Raw genomic sequence first — 26,230 nt, forward strand, 5'->3', positions numbered from 1 at the left:
TTAATATCTAATTTTATTCTGTTTTAACTCTATCATAATTATAATATGATTATGATTTGTTAATTTAATGTTATTTAAAGCTATAAAATAAGTTTATATTTTTGCTACAATACCAAATATTGTTTAACTTTAAAATTAAAATAAATAAATTATAAATTAAAATTATACAATAACAATTATTGATGGTAGTTATTATGTTATACTCGTCCCACTTGAAAAATTGGCGACAATGTCTTTATAAGTCCGCAGGTAGCCACGTATTAAGTATACGCTCTACTCCCAAGCTGAACTGCGTATAACTACTCTTTATTTACTTCAGAGTATAATAGTTTACAATCTTTTTAATATTTTTTTCTATTTATAAATAGATTTTTTCAAAAAATGCTTGTGAACTATTGTATAGTAAGGTAATTTTATAAATAGTAACAAGATAATTTAATAATGTATAATTAGAATGTTAAAATCATTAAAGCTTCTATTAGTATTAATTATGCTTGCTCAATTGTTGTCATGTACCCCTTCAGCTCCTTATGAAATTAAAAGCCCGTGCGTTTCTGCTGATATAGATGATGGCTCGAGTGTAAGCGTAAATCCTTGTATAAGAAGACCTGTTAATTCAGTAAATATAGCATAAAAGTAATAGTTTTTTTACACAATAACAATGTAATAATAAAAATACCTTTGATATGAATAATATATTTGGCTTCTTTAAATCAAGTAATAACTCGCAAAGCGGTTCAGGAGATACACAAACGCAAAAAAGTATTAAATCGGCTAATCCTTTAAAAATTACTCAGAATTGGTATGAAGAGCGATCTGATAAGTTACTTGTTCAACGTAACTTACTTATCATATTAATAATACTACTAACCATTTTTATGGTTATATCAACTTTAGTAATAGCATTTGTAGTAAAATCTAAACAGTTTGATCCTTTTGTTATTCAGCTTAATAGTAATACCGGACGTGCCTCAGTGGTAGAACCTATTTCATCACCGGTGTTAACGGCGGATGAGTCTCTTACAAGGTATTTTATAAAGAAATACATAACAGCACGGGAAACATATAATCCGGTTGATTTTGCGACGATAGCTCGTACGACAATAAGATTATTTTCAACAAGCAGTGTGTATTACAATTATCTTGGCTATATAAGAAATAAAGATTTTGATCCTACTTTAAAATATAAAGAAGAGAATACTACATTTTTAGTAATAAAATCATGGTCAAAAATTGCAGCAGATAAATATATAGTTAGATTTTCCGTAAATGAAACATCAGGAAACCAATTAGTTTATAATAAAATAGCGGTAGTAAGTTATGCTTATGTGCCTATGCAATTAACAGATTCAGAACTTGATGTAAATCCGGTAGGGTTTCAAGTTAACGGATATAGGGTAGACGATGACAATAGTTAGATTTTATTTTTTAGTTTTTATATTATTAAGCGGTTTTACAGTACAACGAGAATGTCCACTTGTAGATGATACATGTAATAGTAGTAATAATTATGTAGATGATTTATCTATAACTAAAGATAATAGGATAAAAACTTATATATATAATCCAAATGAAGTTTATTTATTAGTTTTGCATTTTGGCTTTCAATCTCATATAGAATTTGCTAAAAACGAAGAAATCCAAAATATAATTCTTGGGGATGCTTATGCTTGGAAAATAACTCCTTTGGCAAATAGATTATTTATTAAGCCTCTTGAAAAAGATATTCGTACAAATATGACTATTATAACTAATAAAAGAATATATGAATTTGATATCGCTTCTACGGAACTTATGATGGGTAACGAAAGGGATTTAGTATATGTAATTAAATTTTACTATCCTAAGAAAAATAGTAATTACATGGTAAGATTTTAATCGATGTCATTTCTGCGTAGATACGTCATCGCGAGCAGCCGTAGGTTGTATGGCAATCTCATGAAATAATACAAACTCCTGAGATTACGGACGTACAATTGCTCTGCGATTTCCTCGCAATGACGGAAAAACCGATCCACGCAACAATGACAATAAAAACACTTTAATTAATATAATTTAGATATGGCTGAAGAGCAAAATAACAATCATAATACCGGTTCTTTATCAGGAGCAGATTCTCCTGAAGTACAAAGAGAATTATCAAAAGTTTCGGTTAGCTTTAATAAGAGTATTGCGATAGTAGTCGTAATTTGTGGTATTTTTATATATATTTTTTATACTCTTTTTTTCGGTACTGAAAAAGAAGAAATACCGGAGACTCAGATACCGAGTAATATTGTAAAACCTGTTACGGAGGTTGATGATAATATCCCGGAGATTCCAAAGTTACCTGATCCGCCTAAGCTTGAGACGCCCACCGCGCCTCCACCGCCTCCGGTAGTAAAAGTTCCACCGGTCTTACCTCCTACTACTCCTGTAGAAGAGAATAAAGACAAAACGTTTCCATTGCCGCCGATTTCGTTGCCTTCGACTTCAGGAACGTTAGTTGAGAGCGATGCAGAGAAGCAACGTCGTGAAGCAAAAAGAAAATCAGCTATAGTGTTAATTGGTAGTGTAGAGCCTAAAAAAACACCGGAACAGATTACGGCAGAAGCGACCTTTAAAGATCGCGGTGATATGTCTTTGGTTCTCGGACGCGGTAAATTAATTGATGCAGTCCTTGAGACGGCAATAAATAGTGATCTCGGCGGTGAAATAAGAGCCATTATTAGTAGAGACGTATTTTCTGAGAAAGATAAAGTTATATTGATACCGAAAGGGTCAAAAATATTCGGTAAATATGCAACCTCAACTTCGTCAGATAGTTACGGTAGAGTTTCTATAATATGGGATAGAATCGATTTAACTAACGGTTATACTATAGCATTCGACTCACCTGCAGTTGATAATTTAGGTAGACCGGGATTGCAAGGAAGAGTTGATAATAAATATAAAGAACAATTTGCAAATGCCGTATTACAATCCGGCTTTAATATAGGGCTTGCTAAAGTCCTTGATAAGTTAGTGCCGCCTCCTATAGATTCTCAGGCAGCGGCTACCAATAGTGCTACGGCAACACAATTGTTAAATACTGCTCAAACTATTGCGTCTAATACCGCTATGGATGCAAATACTAGGATAGTTACAATTTGTACTAATATACTTGCTGCTATTACCGATAAAACTTCGACTGCTTATACTATTATGACTCAAGCATGTACAACCGCACAAACTGCTTCTTCAGCGAATACTGCTGAGCAGAGACTTCAAACCTTAGTACAGGCAGTTAATACGGCAGCTTCAAGTTTGCTTACTACTACCTCTATAGCATCAACTCCGACGCAAGCACAAAAAGCTTCTACTCAAGCTTTTACGGGTGTGACGAATGTTGTACAAAATATGATAACTCAGCAGCAGTTTAAGCCGACGACAACGGTTAATCAAGGTACGCCGGTTAGAATATACGTTAATAAGGATTATAAATTCCCAAAAGCCGTTTTATTAAAATCGAAGGTAATGAAATGAATGAAGAATTTGCAGCCTTAGAGACGTTTTTACTTCCTTTTAAAAATTTATTTGCTGAAGACGGTATTAACGAAATTATGGTTAATAAGCCCGGAGAAGTATGGGTTGAAAAAAAAGGCGATATATATTCTCAGCAAATACCGGAGCTGGATAGCGAACATCTACTTGCATTAGGGCGTTTAGTCGCTCAATCTACCGAACAGATGATTTCAGAAGAAAAACCGCTTCTTTCGGCAACTTTACCGAATGGCTACCGTATTCAAATAGTATTTCCTCCTGCTTGTGAGATAGGACAAATCATTTATGCTATAAGAAAGCCTAGCGGTATGACTCTAACTTTAGATGAATATGCTAAAATGGGGGCATTTGATGATACTGCAACAGAGAGTTTAGTAGATGAAGATGCAGTAATTTTAAATAATTTCTTAGCTGAAAAAAAGATTAAAGAATTTATTAGACATGCAGTTGTTTCAAAGAAAAATATCATAATTAGCGGCGGTACTTCAACCGGTAAAACTACTTTTACTAATGCGGCACTTACTGAAATACCTGCAATAGAAAGATTAATTACTGTAGAAGATGCTCGTGAGGTTGTGCTATCAAGCCATCCTAACAGAGTGCATTTACTGGCTTCCAAAGGAGGACAAGGGCGTGCAAATGTTACTACTCAAGATTTAATAGAGGCCTGTTTGCGTTTAAGACCAGATAGGATTATAGTAGGTGAGCTTCGAGGTAAGGAAGCTTTTAGTTTTTTGCGTGCTATTAATACAGGTCACCCCGGTTCAATATCAACACTGCATGCTGATAGTCCCGCTATGGCTATTGAGCAGTTAAAGCTTATGGTTATGCAAGCAGATCTTGGTATGCCGCCTGAAGAAGTAAAGAAGTATATTTTAACCGTTGTAGATATCGTTGTGCAGTTAAAACGCGGTAGCGGCGGGAAAAGATATGTTTCGGAAGTATATTATAAGAAGAACAAGAACGTTGAGGGGATGGTTTAAAAACGTCATTGCGAGGACATTACGAAGTAATTGACGAAGCAATCTCAGGCCACAATCCTGAGATTGCCACGCTCCTTTTAGTCGCTCGCAATGACGTAAAAATTACTCCACGCAAAAACTAATATATAAGAATAAACTAGGAATAATAAACTAGGAATATCAATTCATGGAATGGCATAAGATACTTAAAGTTACTAGAAATATATTCGGTCATGCTATAATTCATCCGGTTGTTATTTTTTGTACCATTTGGATAAGCGGTGCATTTGTTGCAATTTTTACTAATGAGGTTGGAGCTTTAGGTGTAGATATAAATGCTATAAATATTGCTTATAAGTGGGCGTACTGGCTTATTAACGTTTGGGGGCAGTTAAAAATTGCCGACTATAATTATTTAAAATTGAAGCTACTTGCCTCTCTTCTCGGTCCGGCTATTATTGTTATAATATTTTACATTAAAAATTTTGAAAGAATAAAATCATTACAATTTTTCAAACAAGATGAAAAAGTATATGGAGATGCAAGCTGGGCTAATCCGTCAGATATAGAGGCTGCAGGTCTTAGATCTAAGAAAGGTATGCTGATCGGTGTGGATGCCGGTGGATATTTTGTTGCAGACGGGTTCCAGCATGCTTTATTATTTGCTCCTACCGGTTCAGGTAAAGGTGTAGGGTTTGTGATACCTAACTTGTTATTTTGGAGTGATTCGGTAGTAGTGCATGACATAAAGCTCGAAAATCACGGGTTGACAAGTGGTTGGCGTGAGAAGCAAGGGCAGAAAGTTTTTGTATGGGAGCCTTCTAATCCTGATGGTGTTACTCATTGTTATAATCCGATTGATTGGGTTAGTACCAAACCTGGTCAAATGGTTGATGACGTTCAAAAAATTTCAAATCTTATAATGCCGGAAAAGGATTTTTGGAATAATGAGGCACGAAGCTTATTTTTAGGCGTAACTCTATATTTAATAGCCGATCCTACTAAAACTAAATCTTTCGGTGAAATAGTGCGTACTATGAGGAGTGACGATGTAGTTTATAATCTAGCGGTCGTACTCGATACGCTTGGTGGTGTAATACATCCTGTTGCATATATGAATATTGCTGCATTTTTGCAAAAAGCCGATAAAGAGCGTTCCGGCGTAATATCTACAATGAACTCATCGCTTGAATTATGGGCAAATCCACTTATTGATTCAGCTACAGCATCTTCTGATTTCAATATACAAGAATTTAAAAAAGTAAAAACAACCGTATATGTAGGGTTAACACCCGATAATATACAGCGTTTACAAAAATTAATGCAGGTGTTTTATCAGCAGGCGACAGAATTTTTAAGCCGCAAAATGCCGGATTTAAAGGAAGAGCCGTATGGAGTAATGTTCTTACTTGACGAGTTCCCGACGCTTGGGAAGATGGATACTTTTAAAGCCGGTATAGCTTATTTTAGAGGTTATAGAGTTCGTTTATTTTTAATTATTCAAGATACGCAGCAGTTAAAAGGAACATATGAAGATGCAGGGATGAATTCTTTCTTATCTAATGCAACATATCGTATTACTTTTGCCGCTAATAACTATGAAACGGCAAATTTAATATCGCAGCTTGTCGGTAATAAGACGGTAGAACAAAGATCATTTAGTAAACCTTTATTTTTTGATCTTAATATTTCTACTAGAACCCAAAACGTTTCTCAGGTTCAAAGAGCTTTACTTTTACCTCAAGAAGTAATACAGTTACCGAGAGATGAGCAAATTGTTTTAATAGAATCCTTTCCGCCTATAAAATCTCGTAAAATTAAGTATTACGAAGATAAGTTTTTTACTAGCAGATTATTACCGCCGACTTTTGTACCTACTCAAGTACCTTTTAACCCTAGGGCAAATAATAATGAGTCTTCTGAAGAGACCGAAACAATAACTGTTCCGGAAAATAATGAGTAAGATCCAAAAATGCGTTCAGCTATTATTGATATCGGTTCAAATGCTTTAAGAGCTGTAGTTTATGAAAGTGATGAGCTTGGAGCGCCGGAAATTTTTAATTATAAATTTAGAAATTATCTTACAAATTTACTTAATTTAGATAATTTAGACGTAAAACATCAAACATATTTATCTCTACAATATCTTATTCATATTTTTACCAAACTGTCCGTTACTAATATTAGATGTGTTGCAACAGCTATACTTAGGGGGCATCCTAAAGCAGATGAATTCAAAGCTATAATTAAAAAGAGATTCAATATTGATATTGAAATTATCTCAGGTGAACGTGAAGCTTATTTAACTGCTGCCGGTTTAATTTCCGGTATTAGTGATGCTTGCGGTATTGTAGCCGATCTTGGAGGTGGAAGTCTTGAGCTTGCACAGATTGGAAATAAAAAAGTCGGTAAATTAAAATCATTGCCGCTTGGTACAAAAATTATTGCTAGTAGCAATTTTGGTGATATCGGACTGATTACTAAAATGCTAGAGGAAGAATTTGGAGCTGCACATTATCCTAATTTATATTTAATTGGCGGTGCATTACGTCTAATGAGCCGTATATACATGGAGTCTATAAATTATCCCCTTAAAAATTTACATAATTTTGAAATAAATCGTGTAGAATTTGAGTTATATTTAGAGAAATTATCACAAATCGATAAATTAAAGCTGAGTTATTACGAGCAGAAAGCCATAAATTATAATGCAGTTTTAGTAATAAAAGCAATGATTAAGGTATTTTCACCGGAAAAAATTATTATCTCAAATTACGGTTTAAAAGAAGGAGTAAGATTTGACTCGTTGCCGTCTCATGAAACAGAAAAAGATATTATTTATGAGAGGGTGAAGAGATTAGTAAAATTTGATAGAAATATATGTAAAATTGAAAAATATATTGAAGCAGTACAATATCTTTTAATTAATTCCGATGCCATGACTCTTATTATTATTGAACTCGCTATAATGCTAGCACAATATAATAAAAATATTGATAAAACACTCAGAGCAAATTTTGTTTCGGAATTTATATTATCTTCAGATATTCCTTTTAGTCATAGACAGCGTCTTATGCTAGGTATTGCCCTTACGGTTACTTATACTGCTAAAACTGACATGCAGATTAATAAAATAGCTAAGAAAATGATTAGTAAAAGTGATTATTACAACAGTCATATAATCGGTTATTATATAAAAATTGCTAGAGAAATTGATGGGCCGGAATTTCAAGAGCCTTCTTTTTCGATTAAATTAAAAGACGATAAATTTTTACAAATTAATGCTTCAAATATCTTGCCTAAACAAGTCTTTGAAAAGGTTTGTGAACGTTTAAAAGATATAAGCTCTGCTAGAAAAAATATTAGGTATAATTTTAGTGATTAGGGTTTTTTTGTTATAGTACCGGATAGTTTGCGAAAAGCCAGTGATGTCATCCCTGCGAAAGCAGGGATCCAGGCTACAAAAATCTTGATTGCAAAGATTTTTTTATTATATTGTTTCACTTTTTTAAAGTAAAATCTTTAAAAAGCTTTAAAGTGCTGGATTCCTGCTTTCGCAGGAATGACATAAAAAGCGCCACACAACAATAGCTAAATTAATTACGCTCCATCAAATGTGTCACAATTATATTCCTTTGTACATCCTATAATAGTAGATTCCATTTTAGGAACTATGTGTTCCTCCCAAAAATCTGCCAGCGGTTGAATTACATTAATAATACGTGAATCTTTGATGGGATGCAATAAATTATCTATACTAATTTCTAGATACCTAACTATGAACTCTGCAGCTCTATCATCTGATTCTCTGTGTATAAGATCTCCAATTCTTTCTAAGTAGTAAACTTGCTCGCTAGTAAGATCTTTATCTTTTATTATTTGCGGTAGAATCTTGGGTTAATATACATTGCAATTGAACTTTTTGATCAGTTGCAAATAATGCATGATAATCCTGTTCTTGTACACAAGGTAATTTTAGTAAATTAATAATTAAATTGGTCATAATATGGGCATGAGAATTAGTTTTTATAACTTCCTCTAATTCTCTTGTATCTGCTTTTCCGGTCTATAATTATTAAAGTAAAATATAGGTAATATAGTCTCGTTTTTTAAATGTTTAATCAATTCTTTACTATTGTTATATTTACTACCTCTGGTGTTAATATTAAATTTGCCGTTAAATCAAGTATTGGTTTTGCCGCTCTACTATATTCATATGAACTATTAATTATTTTTAGGCAAAAATATTTTATCATCATTTTGATATGGTGCATTTTTTACGAAATCTGCTTTCAAAATTTGAAAACTATTATTTAGTGGGATACTTGCATTGCAAAAAATTTTCTCTATTGCATAATGTCCAAATTCATGTGCTATTATTGATTCTAAATTAAATTTTTCTATACATATTAGGTTATTGTCTCAATCGTAATGAGAAAATGATTTATTATCAAATATTATTTTTAGGCTATCTTGCACTTTAATATTAGCCGCTATATAGGCTAATAACTTATTTGTAGGTCCCCCCATTCAAAAGCTTTGTATAGTTATGAAGAATTATATTGTCATTTAAATCTCTTACATTGTAAGTCCTTGTCATTAAAATAGTAATATCAGAGTTTTCGCTATAAATTACTTCTGCAATCGGTGATAATTTTTCTATTTTAAATGTTGCAATATTAAGTGCTTCAATATTTATCTCAATTTTATTATCTTCAATAAAGCTTTTAAACTCTTGAAAACTTCAATAACTAGCTAATTTTTTAATTCAAATCCTTCTATTTTAAGTTCACTAATTGCATTGTTATTTTGCTCTTCAATCGCTCTCTTCTTAAACTGAATCAACTCTTGCAACATGCTGCTTTTTGTATCTCTATATTGTATAGTATCAAAATTTATAAATGCTGCTACATCAAGCATAGATGTATCATCGATGTTATATATATATCTATCGTATTTAGCAGAAATAAAGTGGCTAGGGTTAGCATAAGAAATAATAATAAGTTTATATGCTTCTAGATCAAATGACGTAATGGCATGATGTAATCCTAACAAATTATAGCTGTTCTTAGATGCTAAAATTGATTTTATTTCATCATATTTTTTAGTTTTTATAAAATTTTTTATTAGCTTATTCAAAGCTGTTGTGGGTCATTGTGAATAATATTCAGATGGTAAAGACATGTTTTATATCCTATCAAGTTGCTATATTTCATGGTAATATGTTTTATAATAAATAGTATATCTTTCTATTTGTAAAGAAATAATTTTAATTACATTAACGAACATTAACATCTTATTAAGCTCTCTTAGTCTACCTCCCAAATCATTATTATATAATCCTGAAAACAACAAATATATTAGGATATATGATAAAAAATTATTGGAAAAAGTTTTGGAAGAATGGTACTACCAAATCACAAAATTTTATTGAACTAAACGACATTGCATATGGTAATTTAAAAAGAGTCAGAGTCGGCATAGAAGCTTATGGAGAAAATGTTATAGTATATAGATGTATTAATTTAATTGCACAATCGACGGGACATGTTCCGTGGGAAGTGCTTAAAAGTAAAACCGGAGAAGTAATATTAGACCATCCGGTGCATTATTTATTAAAAAAACCGAATCCCAAAAAAGCCGGAGCGGATTTTGTTAGTGAGCTAATTGCAAGCAAATTATTATTCGGTAATAGTTATATTTTATCAGCTATAGACTCGTACCCTAAAGAGATTTATTTACTACCGGCTCTTGCTACGGAACTTGTTATAGAACATAACAATTTAGTTGCTTATTTTGATTTGCCTAAATTATTTTTCCGTTAACTCTTGCAGTACCGAAAATTAGCGTTATAGGTTCACTGTAATTAGCTGTGACATATTTAAAACTTTCTTTGAAATTTTTAATATTGTCATATTCTATCGGTTCGTGATTTAGTTGATCTAAATACTCACCAAGCATTTTGTCGACAAATACTTCCCATGCTTGAAAATATGCCGCCGTCAAATGTATTTCCAACAGTACCACCAAGCGAACTAAAAAAACTTTCAAACATATTTACCACATTATAATTTAATATGGATTGATATTAGCAGTATGATGTGGTAACACTAATATATGTCATTCCTGCGAAAGCGGGAATCCAGAAAAAATAACCTTAATAATTGGTACATGTTTGACAAAATAAACATATAAAAGCTTGTTTTTTTATATGTTTTCCTAGATTCCCGCTTTCGCAGGAATGACATAGAAAATCGCAGGGTGACATGCTGACTTTAAAAAAATGGAAATCATAAATGTTTAAAAAATATATATTTATTCTAATATTATTTATTGCTTCTATAGCTCGTGCAGAAATTATAGAAGTGGATAGTTTAAATAAAATAAAACAAGATTTTAAAGAAAATTATAATAAAAATTATGTACCTCAAGATTTATTAGTAGTAACGGTTCTAGATGAATTTTTGTTTAAGTCTTTAGTGCCTATCGTTGAACAGCTTGATAAAGACATTTATCTTACGCTAATTCCTCTTTTACGTAATATTAATAAAAATTCAAAAGCTATTTATATAAATCAATTGATTTTAACTAATGATAGTTATAAGAAAGAATTACAAGAATCTGATTTTCCAAATTTTGTAAATGAAATGAGTAATAGTAAAATCCCCATAATAGCAGTAAATGATGGATTTACCGGTAATTTTAATAATATTCCTAAATTTGAGATATGGTTTGCCGATTATTTAAAGAAAAATTTCGATATTGATTTTTCAAATAGTTTTCCAAACAATAATTATATTATTTTTAATAATTTAGACAGTTTTGCTAATACTTATCCGGTATTTTATAAGGGTATATTGACGAGTAATAATATATCGGAAGCGGAAATGATGCTCAATTTCCTTGTTCAAATGAATTTTATACCGAAATGCTTTATAATGATTAGTAGTAGCATAGAATTGTTAAGCTCAATGGAATTTCAACTTAATAGCTATAGTTCTAATATATTATTTATTGGTTATCATTATAATAATAAAAATACTCCGAAAAATAAAGATGTTGCATATTATACTAAACTGATTAATGATTTAATATCTCAAATAAATAAGCTAAAAAGAAATAATCCACCTTTAAAGAATAATAATGCAAAAGGTAAAAATCCTTATGACACAAATAAATAAAGTTTTATTGAGTTTACTTTGCTTAGTTATTTCGTATGCGGGCTACGGTCAAATTATTCCTACTTACTCCGTAGATTCAGTAACAATGAAAAACTTATTACCGAAGATAGATGCAGATACGCTGGTACTTATAAATATAGATAATACTATCATAACACCGAAATCCAAATTATTTCGATATCAGGATAATTCTTATATAAATTTTACTAAATATTTATATAGTCTTGCAGCGTATAACGCATCAGTTAATAAAACTATTGCAAAATTGATAGTGCAGCGTCAAATGATGCTTGTTGAATCTAAATGGGTAGATTTAATTAATAAGATGAAACAGCAAGGTGCAACGGTTTTAGGTCTTCAGGAAATAACGGCCCCATGTAATTTAATTGAAAATTATGAAGGATGGTTATATACCTTACTTTACGGACTCAATATTAATTTTACTAATAAAGTTAATGATAAAGATGTATTTAGATTTAATCCAAGCGATGCTGAAGCCCCTATTTTTTATTTAGGTATAATATTTACCGGTAATATAAATAGAGTAAAAGCTCTTATAGAGTTCTTAAACATTATACCGAAACAACCTAAAAAAATAGTAATTTTTGCAAATAATAAAAAAGATTTAGAAAATATGGACTCTTATTTAAGTATGGTTGATATAGGATATTATGGAATTGAATATTTGGGGTGGCAAATGTTACCGGGGTCACCTGATCATCAAATCGCTGAGTTGCAGCAATCTACGTTTTTAAATACCGGTCAGTGGTTAGAAGATGATACAGCTGCAAAGATGTTAAATAAATAATTATGAATGACAATTTAATTAATGCTTTAAAAGATTTAATTATTAATACCGGCAAGATTGCACTAGATATAAAAAAGGCAGGAATATTGACTGATATTAAATCAGATGGGTCAGTAGTCACTAATGCCGATAAGGAAATTAGTAAAATAATTTATCAAACTCTACAAACCTTAACCTCTCAAATAGCTATAGTATGTGAAGAGCAGCCGCTACCTATATTCAGCAGTGATACTTTTTGGTTAATCGATCCTATTGATGGGACATGGAGCTATGTAAACGGTAAAAGTACATATACGGTCAATATAGGGCTTATTGAAAACGGTTTTCCAACCATCGGCTTGATATATCACCCTGAAACAGCAAAGCTATATTATACCGATGTAAACGGTCGGTTAAAAATCGAACAGAATTCTAAAGAAATATTTGTTAATCATGAACCTAAACATGAAGAGCTTAATGCGGTAATAGGTTTTTATAATTCAAATAAAGCTACTAAAGAATTTTTAAGTAAGTATTCATTCGGTCAAATAAATGCAATAGGCAGTTCAATTAAACTATGCTTAATTGCTGAAGGAGCAGCTGATATATATCCAAAATTCGGTCAAACTATGGAATGGGACATAGCGGCAGGTCATGCTTTAATTAAAGCCGGTGGTGGTAATATTTTAGATACGCATGGACAAGAAATTACTTACGGTAAAGAAAGTTTCGCTAATCCTCATTTTTTTGCCTGTAGTAAATATTGGTTGGAAAGGGAGGCAAGGTTGCATAGATACTAGATCGTCATTGCGAGCAGCCGTAGGCTGCGTGGCAATCTCATGAAATAATAACAAACTCCTGAGATTGCTTCGTCAAAACTTGCAGTTTTTCCTCGCAATGATGAAAAAACTGATCCACGCAGGCACTGCCAAACTCGCATCAAACCCACTTCTTTAACTCATAAATTAACTCAAGTGCTTCTTTAGGGGATAGTTTATCAGGATCGATAGTGCTGAATTTTTCATCTAATTTGCTGCTTATAGTAGTTTTATTAGGTTCAAGATTAAACAAACTCAAATTATTTGATTCCATTGATAAAATATTTTTTCCTTTACCTGTAGAAGTTTTTTCAAATTTAAGCAGAATCTGCTTAGCTCTGTTTATAACACTCGCAGGAAGACCGGCAAGAGCCGCAACATGAAGACCGTAGGACCTATCGGTAGCACCTGATATAATATTATGTAAAAATAGAATATCTTTACCTGACTCCTCAATAGCAATAGTATAATTTTGCAAAGCCGGCAGGAAATTACTCATAACGGTTAGCTCATGATAGTGCGTTGCAAATAAACAGCGACATTTCAGCTTATCATGAATATATTCAAGCACCGACCATGCTATAGATACCCCGTCATAAGTGGATGTGCCTCTACCTACCTCATCAAGTATGATTAGTGAGTTTTTTGTAGATTGAGCAAGAATTGCCGAGGTTTCAAGCATCTCTGCCATAAAGGTCGATTGTCCCTTAATTAAGTCATCGGCAGCACCTATTCGGCTAAATATTTTGTCGACTACCCCTATTTTAGCACTTTTTGCCGGCACAAACGAACCTATTTGAGCAATGATTGCAATAATGGCATTTTGACGTAAAAAAGTACTTTTACCTGCCATATTAGGACCGGTAATTAACCAAATACGCTCAAGCTCCGATAAATGACAATCATTATATACAAAGCTTTTGCTTTCTCGTTGTAGTGCTTTCTCTACTACAGGATGCCGTCCTTTAACGATATCAAAGCTTAAAGCATCGGTAAACTCAGGCTTAACATAATCATATTCATCAGCGATGTAAGCAAAATTACAAAATACGTCAAGCCCGTTTAAGGAGCTTGCAAGCATTCGTAAATAGGAAGCTTTTTCGATTACTTGGCTACAAATATCCGCATATAATTCTTTTTCTAAGCTTATTACTAAGGTTTTAGCGTTGACTAACTCACTTTCAAGCTTTTGTAGTTCAGCAGTAGTATAACGAACATGATTAACCGTTGTTTGACGGTGAATAAATTTGGGATCAAGGATTTTATTAACATTTTTAGCGGTGATATCGATAAAAAGCCCTATAACATTATTATGAGATATTTTTAAACTATCTATTCCCGTTTCTTTGCGATATTGATCTTTTAGCTTTTCAATATGTAATTTTCCGTTATTAATTAAATCATGTAATTGGGCTACTTTCGGATGATATTCATGTTTTATTATACCTCCGTCATTTAAATTATTCGGTGCATCTTCTCGTATTGTTTCGTCTATTAAATTATATAATTCTGCATCGCCTGATAGAGGTTTAATAATTTTTTCGATAAAATCAGGTAAATTAAAACCGTAAGCGTCAAAGAATACTCCTTTAATAATCGTTGCCGTTTCTAAAGTATATTTAATGCTAAGTAAATCACGACCTGAACTTCTGTTCATCGTAATACGTGTTAAGCAGCGTTCTATATCACTAGTTTTTTTTAGAAGTTCTCTAATTTTTTTTACTATTTCTAAGTTGGAATAAAAGAACTCGGTAATATTTAAACGATGATTTATTTTAGCAATGTTGGTTAAAGGACTTGAAAGAAAATTATATAGTAAACGTCCGCCTTGTTTAGTAACCGTATGATTAAGGGTGCTTAATAAACTTCCTTGCGAGCCGCCTTGTGAGTTTGTTACAATTTCAAGGTTGCGTCTAGTAGAGAAATCAATAGTCATATAGCTATGAAAATTGATAATTCTAGGGATTGGCAAATGAGGAATATTTTGTTTTTGCGTTAACGATAAATATTCTAAAACGCTACCTATGGCACAAATTTGACTACTAGATATCTCGCCGATTCCTTTAATATCTTTCATTTTATAAAAATCTAAAATGATTTTTTCGCATTTATTAATCGCAAAAAAACTATCAACTTGATAGGTAATACGAAAATTTAATTGTTTGAAAATACTATCCGCAAGATTAGAAGATCTCAGATTTTCGCTAAGCAGAATTTCACGAGGTTTTAAACGAGCCAGCTCATTAAGAATTTCTGTTTCCGGTACATTAACTACAACAATTTCGGAAGTAGAAAGATCAACATAACAAAGGCTAGCTGTTTCTTTATTTTTCGGTATTACGAGACTTGCTAAATAATTAGGTTCGGCTGAAGCAATTAGATTTTCTTCAATTATAGTTCCCGGAGTTATAATACGTGTAACATCCCTAGTAACTACCGCTTTATAACCGCCTCTATTCTTTGCTTCTTCAGGTGTTTCTAGTTGATCACAAATAGCAACCTTATAATTTTCTTCAATTAACTTAGTTAAATAATTCTCAAGGGCATGATAAGGTACTCCGCACATCGCAATTTCTTCTTCGCCGTTTTTGCCGCGCTTTGTTAAAGCAATGCCAAGTACATTGCTTGCTAGAATTGCATCTTCATAGAACATTTCATAAAAATCACCCATTCTAAATAGTAGTAAACAATCTAAATGAGCAAATTTAATGTCTAGATATTGCTGCATCATTTTCGTTGCAACATCGTAATTATATTTTTGTTTCAACTCTTGAAGATTCATATTAAGCAGCATAATTTATATTATAGTGTGGCTTTATTGCATGGATACCGAATCGTCATTGCGAGCGACCATAGGGGAGAGCGTGGCAATCTTATGAAATAGTGCAAAATGCCTGAGATTGCCACGTCGAGGCTTTGCCTCTCCTCGCAATGACGGATAATAACAATGTTTAACAGTTTATACAACTATTTTATCTTTGATAGGCGGGTGCTATGTCTGCCGCCTTCAAATTGGGTAGTTAAAAACTTATCTATAATATCAAATACTATTTTTTGGCCTATGGTTTTTGCTCCGAGTATCAAGATATTAGCGTCATTATGAGCTTTAGCATTTTCGGCAGTTAATATATCGTTGCACAAAGCGGCTCTTATTTCCGAGCTACGATTCGCGGCTATAGACATACCAATCCCCGTATCACTAATTAAAATACCGATAGGTGCTGATTTTTCAATAATAATATCTACTACTTTCTTAGCATAATCAGGATAATCAACGGTTTGTGTATTATTTGTTCCGCAGTCATAAATCTTTAGAGATTTCTGCTCTAAATAATTGATAATTTCAGACTTAAGCTCATAACCTGAATGATCACTAGCTATGACAATATTATAAGTTTTCATAGTTAATTTTTTGATGGAAAATAATGATAAAAATTATATACTATGTAAGATTTGTTTTCTAATGTAAATAATAGTTTTGTTAAATATATGAAATATCCTGTTGTACTTAGTATCGTTATATGTTTTTGTTTAGTTGCTTGTGTTGATCAGCCACCGGCTCCAATTGAGTATAAAGTAGGAGATGTTACTGCAAATAATAATTCTATCGCACTAGATCACGATGAGGGTATGATAGTTCAAAGAACTATGGAAGACAATCCCGCGTCAGAAAAAGTTAGCGGTAGACTCGAAGAGCCAAAGGCAAAAATTATAGAAGAGGATAATGATGATATTGAGATTCCTATGTTTCGGAATGAAGACGAAGATGAAGAAGCGATAGAACAATTAAGCTTTGTAAAACCGTTAAATGGGGTAATTATTACCGAGTTTAAAGCCGGTAAAAGTAAAGGGATAGATATTGCAGCTAAAGAATATAGTGAAGTTAAATCGATAGCTGCAGGAACGGTAATATATTCAGGTTATAATAAGCAATTCGGTAATTTAGTAATAGTTAAATTAGATAAAGACGATCTAGAAGTAGCATATGCGAGTTTAGATGATTTATTACTGAAAAAAGGTGATAAAATTGCTAGAAATAGTGTTATCGGACATGTAGAACATAAATTATATTTTGCTATGCGTAAAAATAAAATAGCAGTTGATCCTAATAAGTATATAGAATTTTAAGAGTAGCAAAGCTAAAAATATAGCCATCCGCATTACGTCTAAAGGTGTAGAGCTTGTATTACCTCTTAAGGTAAAAGCCGAAAAAGGTCATAATTTTTTGTTAAGTAAAGAATATTGGGTTAGGCAAAAATTACGTCGTAATGTCACTGCGATACCAAAAGATGAAGATAAGATTTCTATTTTGGGTAAATCTTATGACTTATGAAATAATACATATTGATTCGTCTAAAAATCAGATAAAATTAAATGATTCTACGTTAGAAGTGTGTTGTATGTAGTCAGGTACTAAAAAAACTTAGTATAGAAGTATTCCTTAAAAAGAAATTATTAGCAGAAATAAAAATAATAGTAGAGAATATATCTAAAAAACATAATTTGACTTATTCCAATATGAGAATAATGGAAAATGTTAGCCGTTGGGGGAGTTGTTGTAGCAAAGAGAATCCTGTTTTTAATTGGCGGGTAGTTTTTGCCCCCTTTGAAGTACTGAAATATTTAGTAGCTCATGAAATGGTACATTTAAAAGAAATGAACCATAGTAAAAATTTTTGGGAGCTAGTTGAGGATATATATCCCGAATACCAACCGGCAAAATTATGGCTAAAAAGAAACGGTAAGAATTTATATAGTTATTTGCCATAACTTTATGTCATTCCTGCAGAAGTGTATGGGTGTCAACTTAAGGATCGATGTCATTCCCGCGAAAGCGGGAATCTAATCCAATACTTTAAAGCTTTTTAAAAGCTCGATTTATCTCGCTTTACGCTGGATTCCTGCTTTCGCAGGAATGACATTGGAAAGGTTAATTTAAAGAAAAACATAAAGGATAAATAGAATGCACAACACCACAAAAAGAGTAACAGTCCCGACACTTGAAGAAATCTTATATGAGCCTATAAAAGTGTTAGATTACGGCTTTATTAGAGTTATCGACTATATGGGGGATGATAGTGCTATAGTACAAGCAGCTCGTGTTTCTTACGGTAAGGGTACGAAGCAATTAAACCAAGATAAAGGGCTGATAAACTACTTGCTTCGTCATTATCATACCACTCCTTTTGAGATGTGTGATATCAAGTTCCATATTAAACTACCGATATTTATTGCAAGGCAATGGATTAGGCATAGAACAGCTAGCGTTAACGAATATTCGGCAAGGTATTCTATTTTAGGTAATGAATTTTATCTACCTGAACCGGCAAATATTGCTTCCCAATCTGCCGTAAATAAACAATGTAGGGAAGGGGATAGCTTACCGAAAGAAGTGGCTGAGAAGGTCCTTGCAATTTTAGAGGAAGATGCTAGACAGTGCTACGGGCATTATAAGGAACTGATGAATGCCGATGAAGAGGGTAATATTATAGATGAGAACGCCACAGGGATAGCAAGAGAGCTTGCTCGTATGAATTTAACTTTAAATTATTATACGGAATGGTATTGGAAGATTAATTTACATAATTTACTTCATTTTTTAAGATTGCGAGCCGACCCTCACGCTCAATATGAAATTAGAGTTTATGCTGAAAAGATGCTTGAGATAGTCAAAGCTTGGGTTCCTTTTGCTTACGAAGCTTTTGAAGAATATCGTTTGCAGGGAGCAAATATTTCACGTAAAGGTTTGGATGTAATTAAAAGAATGATAAACGGTGAAAAAGTTACCCATGAAACTAGTGATATGACTAAGAGAGAATGGGAAGAACTGATGAAGATTTTGGGGTAATGTATGTCATTCCCGCTTTCGCAGGAATGACATACAACAACCATAACGGAATTTGATAAAAAGGAGTATTTTAAGTGCGAAATATTATATATTTTATACTATCACTATTATTTAGTTTTACCAGCTATGCACTTGAAACAATAAACATTGAGCATGGGCGAGCTGACCCGACACCTATAGCGGTCAATAAATTTGATGCCGATAATTCTGCCGCTGATGTATTAGGTCACGATATGGTTAAAGTTATCTCTAATGATTTAAAGCTTTCGGGGTTATTCCGTCCTATTTCTGCTGCTTCTTTTATAGAAGAGAAGACAGGAATAGAATATAAGCCGCTTTTTGCTGCATGGCGTCAAATTAATGCTAGTCTTTTAGTAAACGGTGAAGTTAAAAAACTAGGAAGCGGTAAATTTAAAATTAGCTTTATATTATGGGATACGTTGCTTGAAAAACAGCTCGCCGGTGAAATTCTTGAAGTACCGGAAAATCTATGGAGAAGAGCAGCACATAAAATTGCCGATAAAATTTATGAAAAAATTACCGGTGATGCCGGTTATTTTGACACTAAAATAGTGTATGTATCAGAAAGCAGCTCTTTACCGAAAATAAAAAGAATTGCTTTGATGGATTATGACGGGGCTAATAATAAATACCTTACCAATGGAAAGTCACTAGTCTTAACCCCAAGATTTGCTCGTTCGGCGGATAAGATTTTTTACGTTTCATATGCTACTAAAAGAAGAGCACTCGTTTATGAAAAAGATTTAAAAACAGGCAAAGAAAGTGTGGTAGGTGATTTTCCCGGTATATCGTTTGCTCCTAGATTCTCACCGGACGGTAGAAAAGCTGTAATGTCGATAGCTCAAAACGGCTCGACGCATATTTATGAAATCGACCTTGCTACTAAACGGCTTCATAAATTAACTGACGGATTCGGTATTAATACCTCTCCTAGCTATTCACCGGACGGTAAAAAAATTGTATATAATTCCGATAGAAACGGTGTGCCTCAATTATATATCATGAATTCAGACGGAAGTGACGTTCAGCGTATTAGTTTTGGCGGTGGTTCTTACGCAGCTCCTAGCTGGTCGCCTAGAGGAGACTATATAGCATTTACTAAGATTACTAGAGGAGACGGAGGAAAAACTTTTAATATCGGAATTATGAAAGCATGTCCCCAAGATGATGAGAATAGTGAAAGGATAATAACAAGCGGATATTTAGTCGAAAGCCCTTGTTGGTCGCCTAACGGACGAGTTATTATGTTTACTAAAGGTTGGCCGTCGAGAGCTAAAGCTCCGGGAAAAAACAAAATTTTTGCAATTGATCTAACAGGTCATAATGAAAGAGAAATTATGACACCAGCAGATGCTTCTGATCCAGAATGGTCAGGTGTACTGAACTAATGTCATTTCTACGAAAGCATTGTTGAGTGGATCGTTTTTCCGTTGTCATACCGCGACTTGATCGCAGTATCCAGTTAAAAATACTAACATTGTTAGGATTTTTAGTTGTTTTTGGATCCCGTGGTCAAGCCACGGGATGACAGTCCAATAAGGCTTAAGCTACTTCTCTACTATGGTTTAAAATAAACTTCTTTATTTTTTCAAAAGCCGTATTTTCTATTTGTCTAATACGTTCCTTAGAAATATTATACTCATTGCTTAGAATATCTAGAGTTTTAGGAGTATCCGTTAATTTACGCTCTGTTAAAATACGAAGTTCCCTATCGTTTAAAATCTTCATAGCATTTGATAGTAACTGCCTTTGACTGGTAGAATTTTGCTTATTAATAGCCATAGCTTCAGGAGTAGGGCGTGTTTCTGGTAATAGTTCTATTAATTCTCCGGATTCTGCATCGTCACTATTTATAGAGTTATTTAACGATAAATCAGGACCTGAAATTCTAGTATTCATTTCAGAAACTTCATTAACCGAAACGCCTAGCTCATCTGCTATTTGTGCAAAATCATCGGTAGTAATAGCCCTTGAGTATAAATTAGTAATTTTATGCTTAACTTTATTAAGACTAAAAAATAATTTTTTTTGTGCGGCCGTTGTTCCCATCTTTACTAATGACCAAGATTTTAATATATATTCTTGTATGGCTGCTTTAATCCACCACATCGCATATGTTGATAGGCGAAAACCAAGTTCGGGATTGAATTTTTTTACTGCCTGCATTAAACCTATATTACCTTCTGAAACCAATTCGGTAATAGGAAGACCGTAAGTCCTATAGCCGCTTGCAATTTTTGCAACAAGTTTAAGATGGCTTGTTACTAATTTATGTGCAGCTTGTAAATCATTCCCTTCTAAATAGGATTTTGCTAATAACAATTCTTCTTCTTGCGTAAGTGAAGGAATTTTATTGATTTTCTGTAAGTAGCTATAAAATCCTGATTCGCTAGAAATTGCTAATGCATTAATATTATTAGTCATACTATACTAACCTTAAAAACTATTTTTTTTATACTAACACATATATGATCTAAAATAAACTTTTTCTAGAGTATTTTTAAATAAAATCAAATAATGTCTAAAAAATCCAATAAAAATTTAGCTTTTTCTTTGCTGGGATTAATAATTAGTATGGTGTTACTCAGTTTTGCTTCCGTACCTATCTATAATTTATTTTGTAAAGTTACAGGATATGGAGGCACTACTGCAAAAGAAACGGTGAGTGTATATTCTAAGGTAAAAGGCACTAAACCTATAATTATCGAGTTTGATGCTAATGTTGATAAAGATTTACCTTGGCGGTTTATTCCAAGGCAGCAAAGAGTGCAAATTGTTCCGGGGCAGAATACTCTAGTGTTCTATGAAACGGAGAATCTAAGTGATAACGATATAATAGGTACTTCCGTATATAATGTTACTCCAAATAAAGCAGGAAAATATTTCGTAAAAATTCATTGTTTTTGTTTTGAAGAACAATTATTAAAAGCCGGCGAAAAAGTCTTAATGCCGGTTACATTTTATATAGATAAGGATTTTGAGCTTGACCCTGAAATGCAAGACATTAAAGTACTTACTTTATCTTATAGTTTTTTTAAAGTACAAGAGATGTCGTCATTGCGAGGAAATTACTTAAGTAATTGACGAAGCAATCTCAGGAGTTTGTTATTATTTCATGAGATTGCCACGCTCTCTACGTTCGCTCGCAATGACGGCTTTGGAATTATGCAACAACACCGGCTCATTGAGTATACTCGATAACCCATTTACGAAGTCTAACAATCGGCGGAGTATTTATAAGAGCGGTAGAAGGTAAAACTTTGCCGTTAGTATTAAAATTAATTATAGGATCTATACCGTATATGCTATACCAAGGTTTTAACGGTGAGCTATTTGAATATTTACGGTGGAACCAAGATAAAGAAGGTGTTGTTTCTTCATATTCTATTACTTTAACCGATTGTGGATTTTTATGATATATAAGGCTAAGTACCGATTGATCGGAATGATGCCATTTATATTCATCGTAATTAGGATGGATATTATAATCTTTGCCTGAAAGAATTCTAATATCTTCACAACTTTTTAGCCATTTTTCAATGAAAGAACGAGAAAGCTTGGTATTACGCACAATAATAACGGCGCTCCAAATGTGATCGTCATTTCTGCATTCGTCTGTAAGGCAATCCATTAAAGCAAAAGTTTCACCTTTAACAAAACTACCGTTTTTACGATTGCGATCATGTACCAGTAATATATCATTATCGCCTAAAAGATTTGTTAAATTACTGATATGCTTTTTAATAACAAATGCTGAATCTAAATATACTATAATAGCTCCTTCTGGTGCATTTTTCATTGTTTCAAGTATAATATAAGGCTTCCATAGCCATAACCCCGCTCCTGCAGGTTCATTAAAAATTTCTTGGTTTTTTTCTATAAACGCTTGATTTATGTGCTTTTTCTTATAGTTAAATATGAAGTCTATACCTTTATTAATTGCATAATGAGTGGTTGCATTTTGATTATGATAAACATACTCCAGACCGTCGGCATAAGAAACTAAATAAATTGGTTCTTTTATGGAATTCTGAATAGATAAATCTACTTTTTGTAACGATAAGTCATTAATAAAACCTTGACGTGCATATTCTAAAATAATCAGTATGAAATAAATTAGAGCTAATGTAATAACTGTTTTGTATAATATTTTAAATAACATATACTTTTTGCATTATTTGAAGCATTTTGTCATTCCCACGTGGATTAGTAAATCGTCATTGCGAGGAAATACGAAGTATTGACGCAGCAATCTCAGGAGTTTGTTATTATTTCATGAGATTGCCACGCCAGCCTACGGGCTGCTCGCTCGCAATGACGAAATCGATAATTATTAGACAATGCTAATTATAGCATTTTAATATATTAAAAGATAGTGTTGTAATTTAATTATACATTTAGTATAATGTGCTGTTTGTTTAAGGTTGGTATGATTAATTTAGGGGATAAGCAGTCTACTATAGTTGTTGCAATGTCAGGCGGGGTTGATAGTTCGGCGGTTGCCGCAATGCTGCATGAACAAGGACATAATGTTATAGGTATTACCTTGCAGTTATATGATCACGGTATGGCAGTAGGGAAGAAAAATGCCTGTTGTGCCGGTCAGGATATTTACGATGCTAAAATGGTAGCAAATAAGCTAGGTATTCCCCATTACGTACTTGATTATGAGAGCAAATTTAAAGAGTCGGTAATAGATAATTTCGTCGATAGCTATTTACAAGGTGAAACACCGCTTCCATGTGTGCAATGTAATAAATCGGTAAAGTTCAGGGATCTAATTAAAACGTCTAGAGAGCTTGGAGCAGATAAGCTTGCTACCGGTCATTACGTACGAAAAATAAACGGTGATAATGGAGCGGAATTATATACAGGGCTTGATCCAGCAAAAGATCAAAGTTATTTTTTATTTACGACAACTAAAGAGCAATTAGAATATTTACATTTCCCTCTAGGAGGGCTTACTAAGGATGAAACACGAAAGCTTGCTAGTAAATTTGGGCTTGAGGTAGCGGATAAGCCCGACAGCCAAGATATTTGTTTCGTACCTGACGGAAATTATAAGAGCGTAATAAATAAAATACGTCCAAATAGTAGTGAAAGCGGTAAAATTATTCACGTAAACGGGTTTAAGCTAGGAGAGCATAGCGGTATAATTAACTACACCATAGGGCAACGTCGTGGTCTTGGTATAGCTTATAATGAGCCTTTATATGTAGTAAGGATTGATCCTAAGGACAATATAGTATATGTAGGACCGGAGTCCGCATTAAACGTGCAGGAATTTATCATTAGAGATGTAAATTGGCTTGCAGATGAGATTAAAGATAATGAAAAGTTAGAAGTAGCAGTTAAAATTCGCTCGACAAGACCGCCACGTCTAGCCGAAATAAGTAAACTTGGTGATGATAAAATGAAAGTAAAATTTTTATGCGAAGAAAAAGCCGTTGCCCCTGGGCAAGCATGCGTTATTTATGCCGGCGAAAGAGTACTTGGCGGCGGATGGATTACTAGAGAGATAAGGTAATTGTGTCATTGCGAGGAGCGAAGCGACGTGGCAATCTAGTTAGACCTCCTGAGCCACGCTCCTTTTAGTCGCTCGCAATGACACAATTCACAAAAAAATAAGCTCACTAAAATAGGAGAAACTGATGAGTTTTTTAAGGAAGAAAAGTTTTGAATCAGTAAAAGAGATAGGCAGCTCAAGCGGTTTTAGCAAGACGCTTGGAGCATGCGATTTAATATTACTGGGTCTTGGTGCGATGATCGGCACGGGCGTATTCGTCGTTACCGGTATAATTGCTGCTAAATATTCAGGACCTGCAGTGATGTTATCTTATACGATTGCAGGTATTACCTGTATCTTTGTAGCGCTTGTTTATACTGAACTTGCTGCAATGCTTCCGACATCAGGAAGTATTTACACTTATTCCTATGTAGCATTTGGCGAAGTATTTGCTTGGATGATCGGTAGTGTTATAATATTAGAACTTGGTGTTGCTGCAGGAATAGTAGCTGTAGGCTGGTCGGGCTACGTACAAGGAATACTAGCAGCAGGTGGAATCAATTTACCGAAAGAATTAACTACTGTACCGACAAACGGCGGTATAATAAATTTACCGGCATTTTTAATCTCGGGATTTATTGGATTTATTTTATATTTAGGTACTAAAGATAGTAAGAGACTAAATGCAATTTTAGTTTTCATAAAAATGGCTGCAATATTCGTATTTATACTTGCTGCTGCCCCTCATTTTGATGCTACTAACTGGAGTAATTTTATGCCTTTCGGTTTTAGTAATGTTTTAGTAGGTGCGTCTATTTTATTCTTAGCTTTTACGGGTTTTGGAACGATTGCAACCGCAGCTGAGGAGTGTAAAAACCCAAAACGCGATATAATGATTGGTATTGTTGGCTCACTTGTTCTCACTACTATAGTTTATGTAATAATGGCAGGGCTTGTTACCGGTATTGCACCTTTTGATCAGTTAAATAACGATCAACCGCTTGCTTATGCTTTAACTATCAATAATAGCAAGATCGGCTCTGCTATTGTTGCAACCGGAGCAGTTTGCGGTATGATGACGGTGTTGATGATGAATATTTACGGTACTTCTCGTATTTTTTATGCTATTGCACGTGACGGTTTACTACCGAAAAGTTTTGCAAAGCTGCACCCAAAATATGATAGTCCGTATATTACGATTATAATATTTGCTTCTTTAGCCGCTATCCTTGGAGGATTTTGTTCTACGGAATTATTAACGCAATTAACTTCAATGGGAGCTCTTATTGATTATATCACCGTTGCAATAATAGTGGTATTATTTAGGGTAACGCTACCTGATGCTCAAAGACCTTTTAGATGTCCTTTAGTATTTATTATCGTACCGTTTATTTTAATTGCTTGTGCATATTTACTATTTATTCAAATATATGACGGTGAATTTAATCTATTAACCGCAGGTCGTGCATTAATATGTTGGTTTATTACAATATTTGTTTTATATATTATAAGATCGTTTTTTATGAAAAAAGAGCAGAATTAAGAGGGGGCTATCCGTCATTGCGAGCGAACGTAGAGAGCGTGG

At 33.3% G+C, this 26,230-nt stretch carries 24 protein-coding genes and 3 pseudogenes; 18 read left to right on the top strand and 9 right to left on the bottom strand.

Annotation, left to right across the window (positions count from 1 at the left end):
- The first annotated feature begins 454 nt into the window (after nt 1–454).
- The 7 genes from MCC_RS02580 (at nt 455) to MCC_RS02610 (ending at nt 7,869) form a co-directional block, all read left to right on the top strand.
- The gene (locus tag MCC_RS02580) at nt 455–634 is read left to right on the top strand and encodes a DUF2706 domain-containing protein (RefSeq protein WP_014366024.1); all 180 of its coding nucleotides are present in this window, start codon (nt 455–457) and stop codon (nt 632–634) included.
- Between the two features lie 52 nt (nt 635–686).
- Nucleotides 687–1,418 carry a VirB8 family type IV secretion system protein gene (locus tag MCC_RS02585; protein WP_014408407.1) on the top strand — a complete coding sequence of 244 codons (732 nt, stop codon included), beginning with the start codon at nt 687–689 and terminating at the stop codon, nt 1,416–1,418.
- On the top strand, nt 1,405–1,878 hold the full coding sequence (locus MCC_RS02590; protein WP_014408408.1) for a TrbG/VirB9 family P-type conjugative transfer protein: 474 nt from the start codon (nt 1,405–1,407) through the stop codon (nt 1,876–1,878). Before MCC_RS02585 ends, MCC_RS02590 begins: the two co-directional genes overlap by 14 nt.
- 183 nt (nt 1,879–2,061) lie before the next feature.
- Nucleotides 2,062–3,504 (top strand): TraB/TrbI/VirB10 family type IV secretion system protein, encoded by a 1,443-nt coding sequence (locus MCC_RS02595; protein WP_014408409.1) that lies wholly within the window; start codon nt 2,062–2,064, stop codon nt 3,502–3,504.
- Entirely contained in the window at nt 3,501–4,505 is a 1,005-nt protein-coding gene (virB11, locus tag MCC_RS02600) for a P-type DNA transfer ATPase VirB11 (protein WP_014408410.1), read from the top strand. The genes MCC_RS02595 and virB11 overlap by 4 nt, the downstream gene beginning before the upstream one ends.
- 166 nt (nt 4,506–4,671) lie before the next feature.
- Entirely contained in the window at nt 4,672–6,447 is a 1,776-nt protein-coding gene (locus tag MCC_RS02605; protein ID WP_014408411.1) for a type IV secretory system conjugative DNA transfer family protein, read from the top strand.
- Between the two features lie 9 nt (nt 6,448–6,456).
- Complete coding sequence (locus tag MCC_RS02610) at nt 6,457–7,869, top strand: Ppx/GppA phosphatase family protein (protein ID WP_014408412.1); 1,413 nt, start codon at nt 6,457–6,459, stop codon at nt 7,867–7,869.
- Here the strand turns inward: MCC_RS02610 and MCC_RS11085 are convergent.
- The 4 genes and pseudogenes from MCC_RS11085 to MCC_RS02625 form a co-directional block, all read right to left on the bottom strand.
- A pseudogene (locus MCC_RS11085) lies at nt 7,866–8,053 on the bottom strand (hypothetical protein). The gene MCC_RS02610 and the pseudogene MCC_RS11085 sit on opposite strands and share 4 nt — an antisense overlap.
- Nucleotides 8,054–8,349: 296 nt before the next feature.
- Nucleotides 8,350–8,487 carry a hypothetical protein gene (locus MCC_RS10120; RefSeq protein ID WP_014408413.1) on the bottom strand — a complete coding sequence of 46 codons (138 nt, stop codon included), beginning with the start codon at nt 8,485–8,487 and terminating at the stop codon, nt 8,350–8,352.
- 118 nt (nt 8,488–8,605) lie between these two features.
- Nucleotides 8,606–8,758, bottom strand: coding sequence for a hypothetical protein (locus MCC_RS10125; RefSeq protein WP_014408414.1), 153 nt, complete (start codon nt 8,756–8,758; stop codon nt 8,606–8,608).
- 481 nt (nt 8,759–9,239) lie between these two features.
- On the bottom strand, nt 9,240–9,623 hold the full coding sequence (locus MCC_RS02625; RefSeq protein WP_014408415.1) for a hypothetical protein: 384 nt from the start codon (nt 9,621–9,623) through the stop codon (nt 9,240–9,242).
- A gap of 422 nt (nt 9,624–10,045) precedes the next feature.
- Between MCC_RS02625 and MCC_RS11090 the strand changes: the two genes are divergently transcribed.
- Nucleotides 10,046–10,309 carry a hypothetical protein gene (locus tag MCC_RS11090; RefSeq protein ID WP_331270633.1) on the top strand — a complete coding sequence of 88 codons (264 nt, stop codon included), beginning with the start codon at nt 10,046–10,048 and terminating at the stop codon, nt 10,307–10,309.
- On the opposite strand, the pseudogene MCC_RS02635 reads toward MCC_RS11090, so the two are convergent.
- Nucleotides 10,290–10,539: pseudogene (locus MCC_RS02635) on the bottom strand (host specificity protein). The gene MCC_RS11090 and the pseudogene MCC_RS02635 sit on opposite strands and share 20 nt — an antisense overlap.
- A gap of 241 nt (nt 10,540–10,780) precedes the next feature.
- Between MCC_RS02635 and MCC_RS02640 the strand changes: the two are divergent.
- Genes MCC_RS02640 through MCC_RS02650 form a run of 3 tightly spaced genes read left to right on the top strand, consistent with a single transcriptional unit; the run spans nt 10,781 to nt 13,252 of the window.
- Nucleotides 10,781–11,665 (top strand): DUF2608 domain-containing protein, encoded by an 885-nt coding sequence (locus MCC_RS02640; RefSeq protein WP_014408418.1) that lies wholly within the window; start codon nt 10,781–10,783, stop codon nt 11,663–11,665.
- A complete protein-coding gene (locus tag MCC_RS02645; protein ID WP_014408419.1) occupies nt 11,628–12,473 on the top strand; it encodes a DUF2608 domain-containing protein in 846 nt (281 codons plus the stop codon). Before MCC_RS02640 ends, MCC_RS02645 begins: the two co-directional genes overlap by 38 nt.
- 2 nt (nt 12,474–12,475) lie before the next feature.
- A complete protein-coding gene (locus tag MCC_RS02650) occupies nt 12,476–13,252 on the top strand; it encodes a 3'(2'),5'-bisphosphate nucleotidase CysQ family protein (protein ID WP_014408420.1) in 777 nt (258 codons plus the stop codon).
- A gap of 139 nt (nt 13,253–13,391) precedes the next feature.
- Here the strand turns inward: MCC_RS02650 and mutS are convergent, their stop codons facing one another.
- A complete protein-coding gene (gene mutS, locus MCC_RS02655) occupies nt 13,392–16,064 on the bottom strand; it encodes a DNA mismatch repair protein MutS (RefSeq protein ID WP_014408421.1) in 2,673 nt (890 codons plus the stop codon).
- A 173-nt stretch (nt 16,065–16,237) separates the two neighbouring features.
- On the bottom strand, nt 16,238–16,672 hold the full coding sequence (gene rpiB / locus MCC_RS02660) for a ribose 5-phosphate isomerase B (protein WP_014366012.1): 435 nt from the start codon (nt 16,670–16,672) through the stop codon (nt 16,238–16,240).
- A 51-nt stretch (nt 16,673–16,723) separates the two neighbouring features.
- Between rpiB and MCC_RS02665 the strand changes: the two genes are divergently transcribed.
- From MCC_RS02665 to tolB, 4 genes and pseudogenes are all read left to right on the top strand, one after another.
- On the top strand, nt 16,724–17,398 hold the full coding sequence (locus MCC_RS02665) for a murein hydrolase activator EnvC family protein (protein ID WP_014408422.1): 675 nt from the start codon (nt 16,724–16,726) through the stop codon (nt 17,396–17,398).
- Nucleotides 17,397–18,040, top strand: a pseudogene (locus tag MCC_RS02670) (M48 family metallopeptidase); the annotation flags it as partial. The gene MCC_RS02665 and the pseudogene MCC_RS02670, both read left to right, overlap by 2 nt.
- A 193-nt stretch (nt 18,041–18,233) precedes the next feature.
- The gene (gene thyX, locus MCC_RS02675) at nt 18,234–19,118 is read left to right on the top strand and encodes an FAD-dependent thymidylate synthase (protein ID WP_014408424.1); all 885 of its coding nucleotides are present in this window, start codon (nt 18,234–18,236) and stop codon (nt 19,116–19,118) included.
- Between the two features lie 74 nt (nt 19,119–19,192).
- Nucleotides 19,193–20,527: a Tol-Pal system beta propeller repeat protein TolB gene (gene tolB / locus MCC_RS02680; RefSeq protein WP_014408425.1), complete on the top strand. Its 1,335-nt coding sequence runs from the start codon at nt 19,193–19,195 to the stop codon at nt 20,525–20,527.
- Nucleotides 20,528–20,681: 154 nt separating this feature from the next.
- Here tolB and rpoH read toward each other — a convergent pair whose 3' ends face one another.
- Nucleotides 20,682–21,563: an RNA polymerase sigma factor RpoH gene (gene rpoH / locus MCC_RS02685; protein WP_014408426.1), complete on the bottom strand. Its 882-nt coding sequence runs from the start codon at nt 21,561–21,563 to the stop codon at nt 20,682–20,684.
- Between the two features lie 93 nt (nt 21,564–21,656).
- Between rpoH and MCC_RS02690 the strand changes: the two genes are divergently transcribed.
- Nucleotides 21,657–22,223, top strand: coding sequence for a cytochrome c oxidase assembly protein (locus tag MCC_RS02690; protein WP_014408427.1), 567 nt, complete (start codon nt 21,657–21,659; stop codon nt 22,221–22,223).
- Between the two features lie 97 nt (nt 22,224–22,320).
- Here MCC_RS02690 and MCC_RS02695 read toward each other — a convergent pair whose 3' ends face one another.
- Nucleotides 22,321–23,301 (bottom strand): hypothetical protein, encoded by a 981-nt coding sequence (locus MCC_RS02695; RefSeq protein ID WP_014408428.1) that lies wholly within the window; start codon nt 23,299–23,301, stop codon nt 22,321–22,323.
- A gap of 267 nt (nt 23,302–23,568) precedes the next feature.
- Between MCC_RS02695 and mnmA the strand changes: the two genes are divergently transcribed.
- Together mnmA and MCC_RS02705 are read left to right on the top strand one after the other, a co-directional pair.
- Nucleotides 23,569–24,666: a tRNA 2-thiouridine(34) synthase MnmA gene (mnmA, locus tag MCC_RS02700; RefSeq protein WP_014408429.1), complete on the top strand. Its 1,098-nt coding sequence runs from the start codon at nt 23,569–23,571 to the stop codon at nt 24,664–24,666.
- Between the two features lie 124 nt (nt 24,667–24,790).
- Complete coding sequence (locus tag MCC_RS02705; RefSeq protein WP_014408430.1) at nt 24,791–26,188, top strand: amino acid permease; 1,398 nt, start codon at nt 24,791–24,793, stop codon at nt 26,186–26,188.
- Nucleotides 26,189–26,230: the final 42 nt, after the last annotated feature.

Origin of the sequence: Rickettsia rhipicephali str. 3-7-female6-CWPP (assembly GCF_000284075.1) — a bacterium.
GTDB lineage: Bacteria > Pseudomonadota > Alphaproteobacteria > Rickettsiales > Rickettsiaceae > Rickettsia > Rickettsia rickettsii.

Coding starts and splice junctions, on each gene's coding strand:
- MCC_RS10125 (WP_014408414.1), bottom strand. CDS start 8,758: ATGCACCATATCAAAATGATGATAAAATATTTTTGCCTAAAAATAATT.
- MCC_RS02690 (WP_014408427.1), top strand. CDS start 21,657: ATGTCTAAAAAATCCAATAAAAATTTAGCTTTTTCTTTGCTGGGATTA.
- mutS (WP_014408421.1), bottom strand. CDS start 16,064: ATGCTGCTTAATATGAATCTTCAAGAGTTGAAACAAAAATATAATTAC.
- MCC_RS02595 (WP_014408409.1), top strand. CDS start 2,062: ATGGCTGAAGAGCAAAATAACAATCATAATACCGGTTCTTTATCAGGA.
- virB11 (WP_014408410.1), top strand. CDS start 3,501: ATGAATGAAGAATTTGCAGCCTTAGAGACGTTTTTACTTCCTTTTAAA.
- rpoH (WP_014408426.1), bottom strand. CDS start 21,563: ATGACTAATAATATTAATGCATTAGCAATTTCTAGCGAATCAGGATTT.
- MCC_RS02585 (WP_014408407.1), top strand. CDS start 687: ATGAATAATATATTTGGCTTCTTTAAATCAAGTAATAACTCGCAAAGC.
- mnmA (WP_014408429.1), top strand. CDS start 23,569: ATGATTAATTTAGGGGATAAGCAGTCTACTATAGTTGTTGCAATGTCA.
- MCC_RS02695 (WP_014408428.1), bottom strand. CDS start 23,301: ATGTTATTTAAAATATTATACAAAACAGTTATTACATTAGCTCTAATT.
- MCC_RS02580 (WP_014366024.1), top strand. CDS start 455: ATGTTAAAATCATTAAAGCTTCTATTAGTATTAATTATGCTTGCTCAA.
- MCC_RS02640 (WP_014408418.1), top strand. CDS start 10,781: ATGTTTAAAAAATATATATTTATTCTAATATTATTTATTGCTTCTATA.
- MCC_RS02650 (WP_014408420.1), top strand. CDS start 12,476: ATGAATGACAATTTAATTAATGCTTTAAAAGATTTAATTATTAATACC.
- MCC_RS02645 (WP_014408419.1), top strand. CDS start 11,628: ATGCAAAAGGTAAAAATCCTTATGACACAAATAAATAAAGTTTTATTG.
- MCC_RS02590 (WP_014408408.1), top strand. CDS start 1,405: ATGACAATAGTTAGATTTTATTTTTTAGTTTTTATATTATTAAGCGGT.
- MCC_RS02610 (WP_014408412.1), top strand. CDS start 6,457: ATGCGTTCAGCTATTATTGATATCGGTTCAAATGCTTTAAGAGCTGTA.
- MCC_RS10120 (WP_014408413.1), bottom strand. CDS start 8,487: ATGACCAATTTAATTATTAATTTACTAAAATTACCTTGTGTACAAGAA.
- thyX (WP_014408424.1), top strand. CDS start 18,234: ATGCACAACACCACAAAAAGAGTAACAGTCCCGACACTTGAAGAAATC.
- MCC_RS02705 (WP_014408430.1), top strand. CDS start 24,791: ATGAGTTTTTTAAGGAAGAAAAGTTTTGAATCAGTAAAAGAGATAGGC.
- rpiB (WP_014366012.1), bottom strand. CDS start 16,672: ATGAAAACTTATAATATTGTCATAGCTAGTGATCATTCAGGTTATGAG.
- MCC_RS02605 (WP_014408411.1), top strand. CDS start 4,672: ATGGAATGGCATAAGATACTTAAAGTTACTAGAAATATATTCGGTCAT.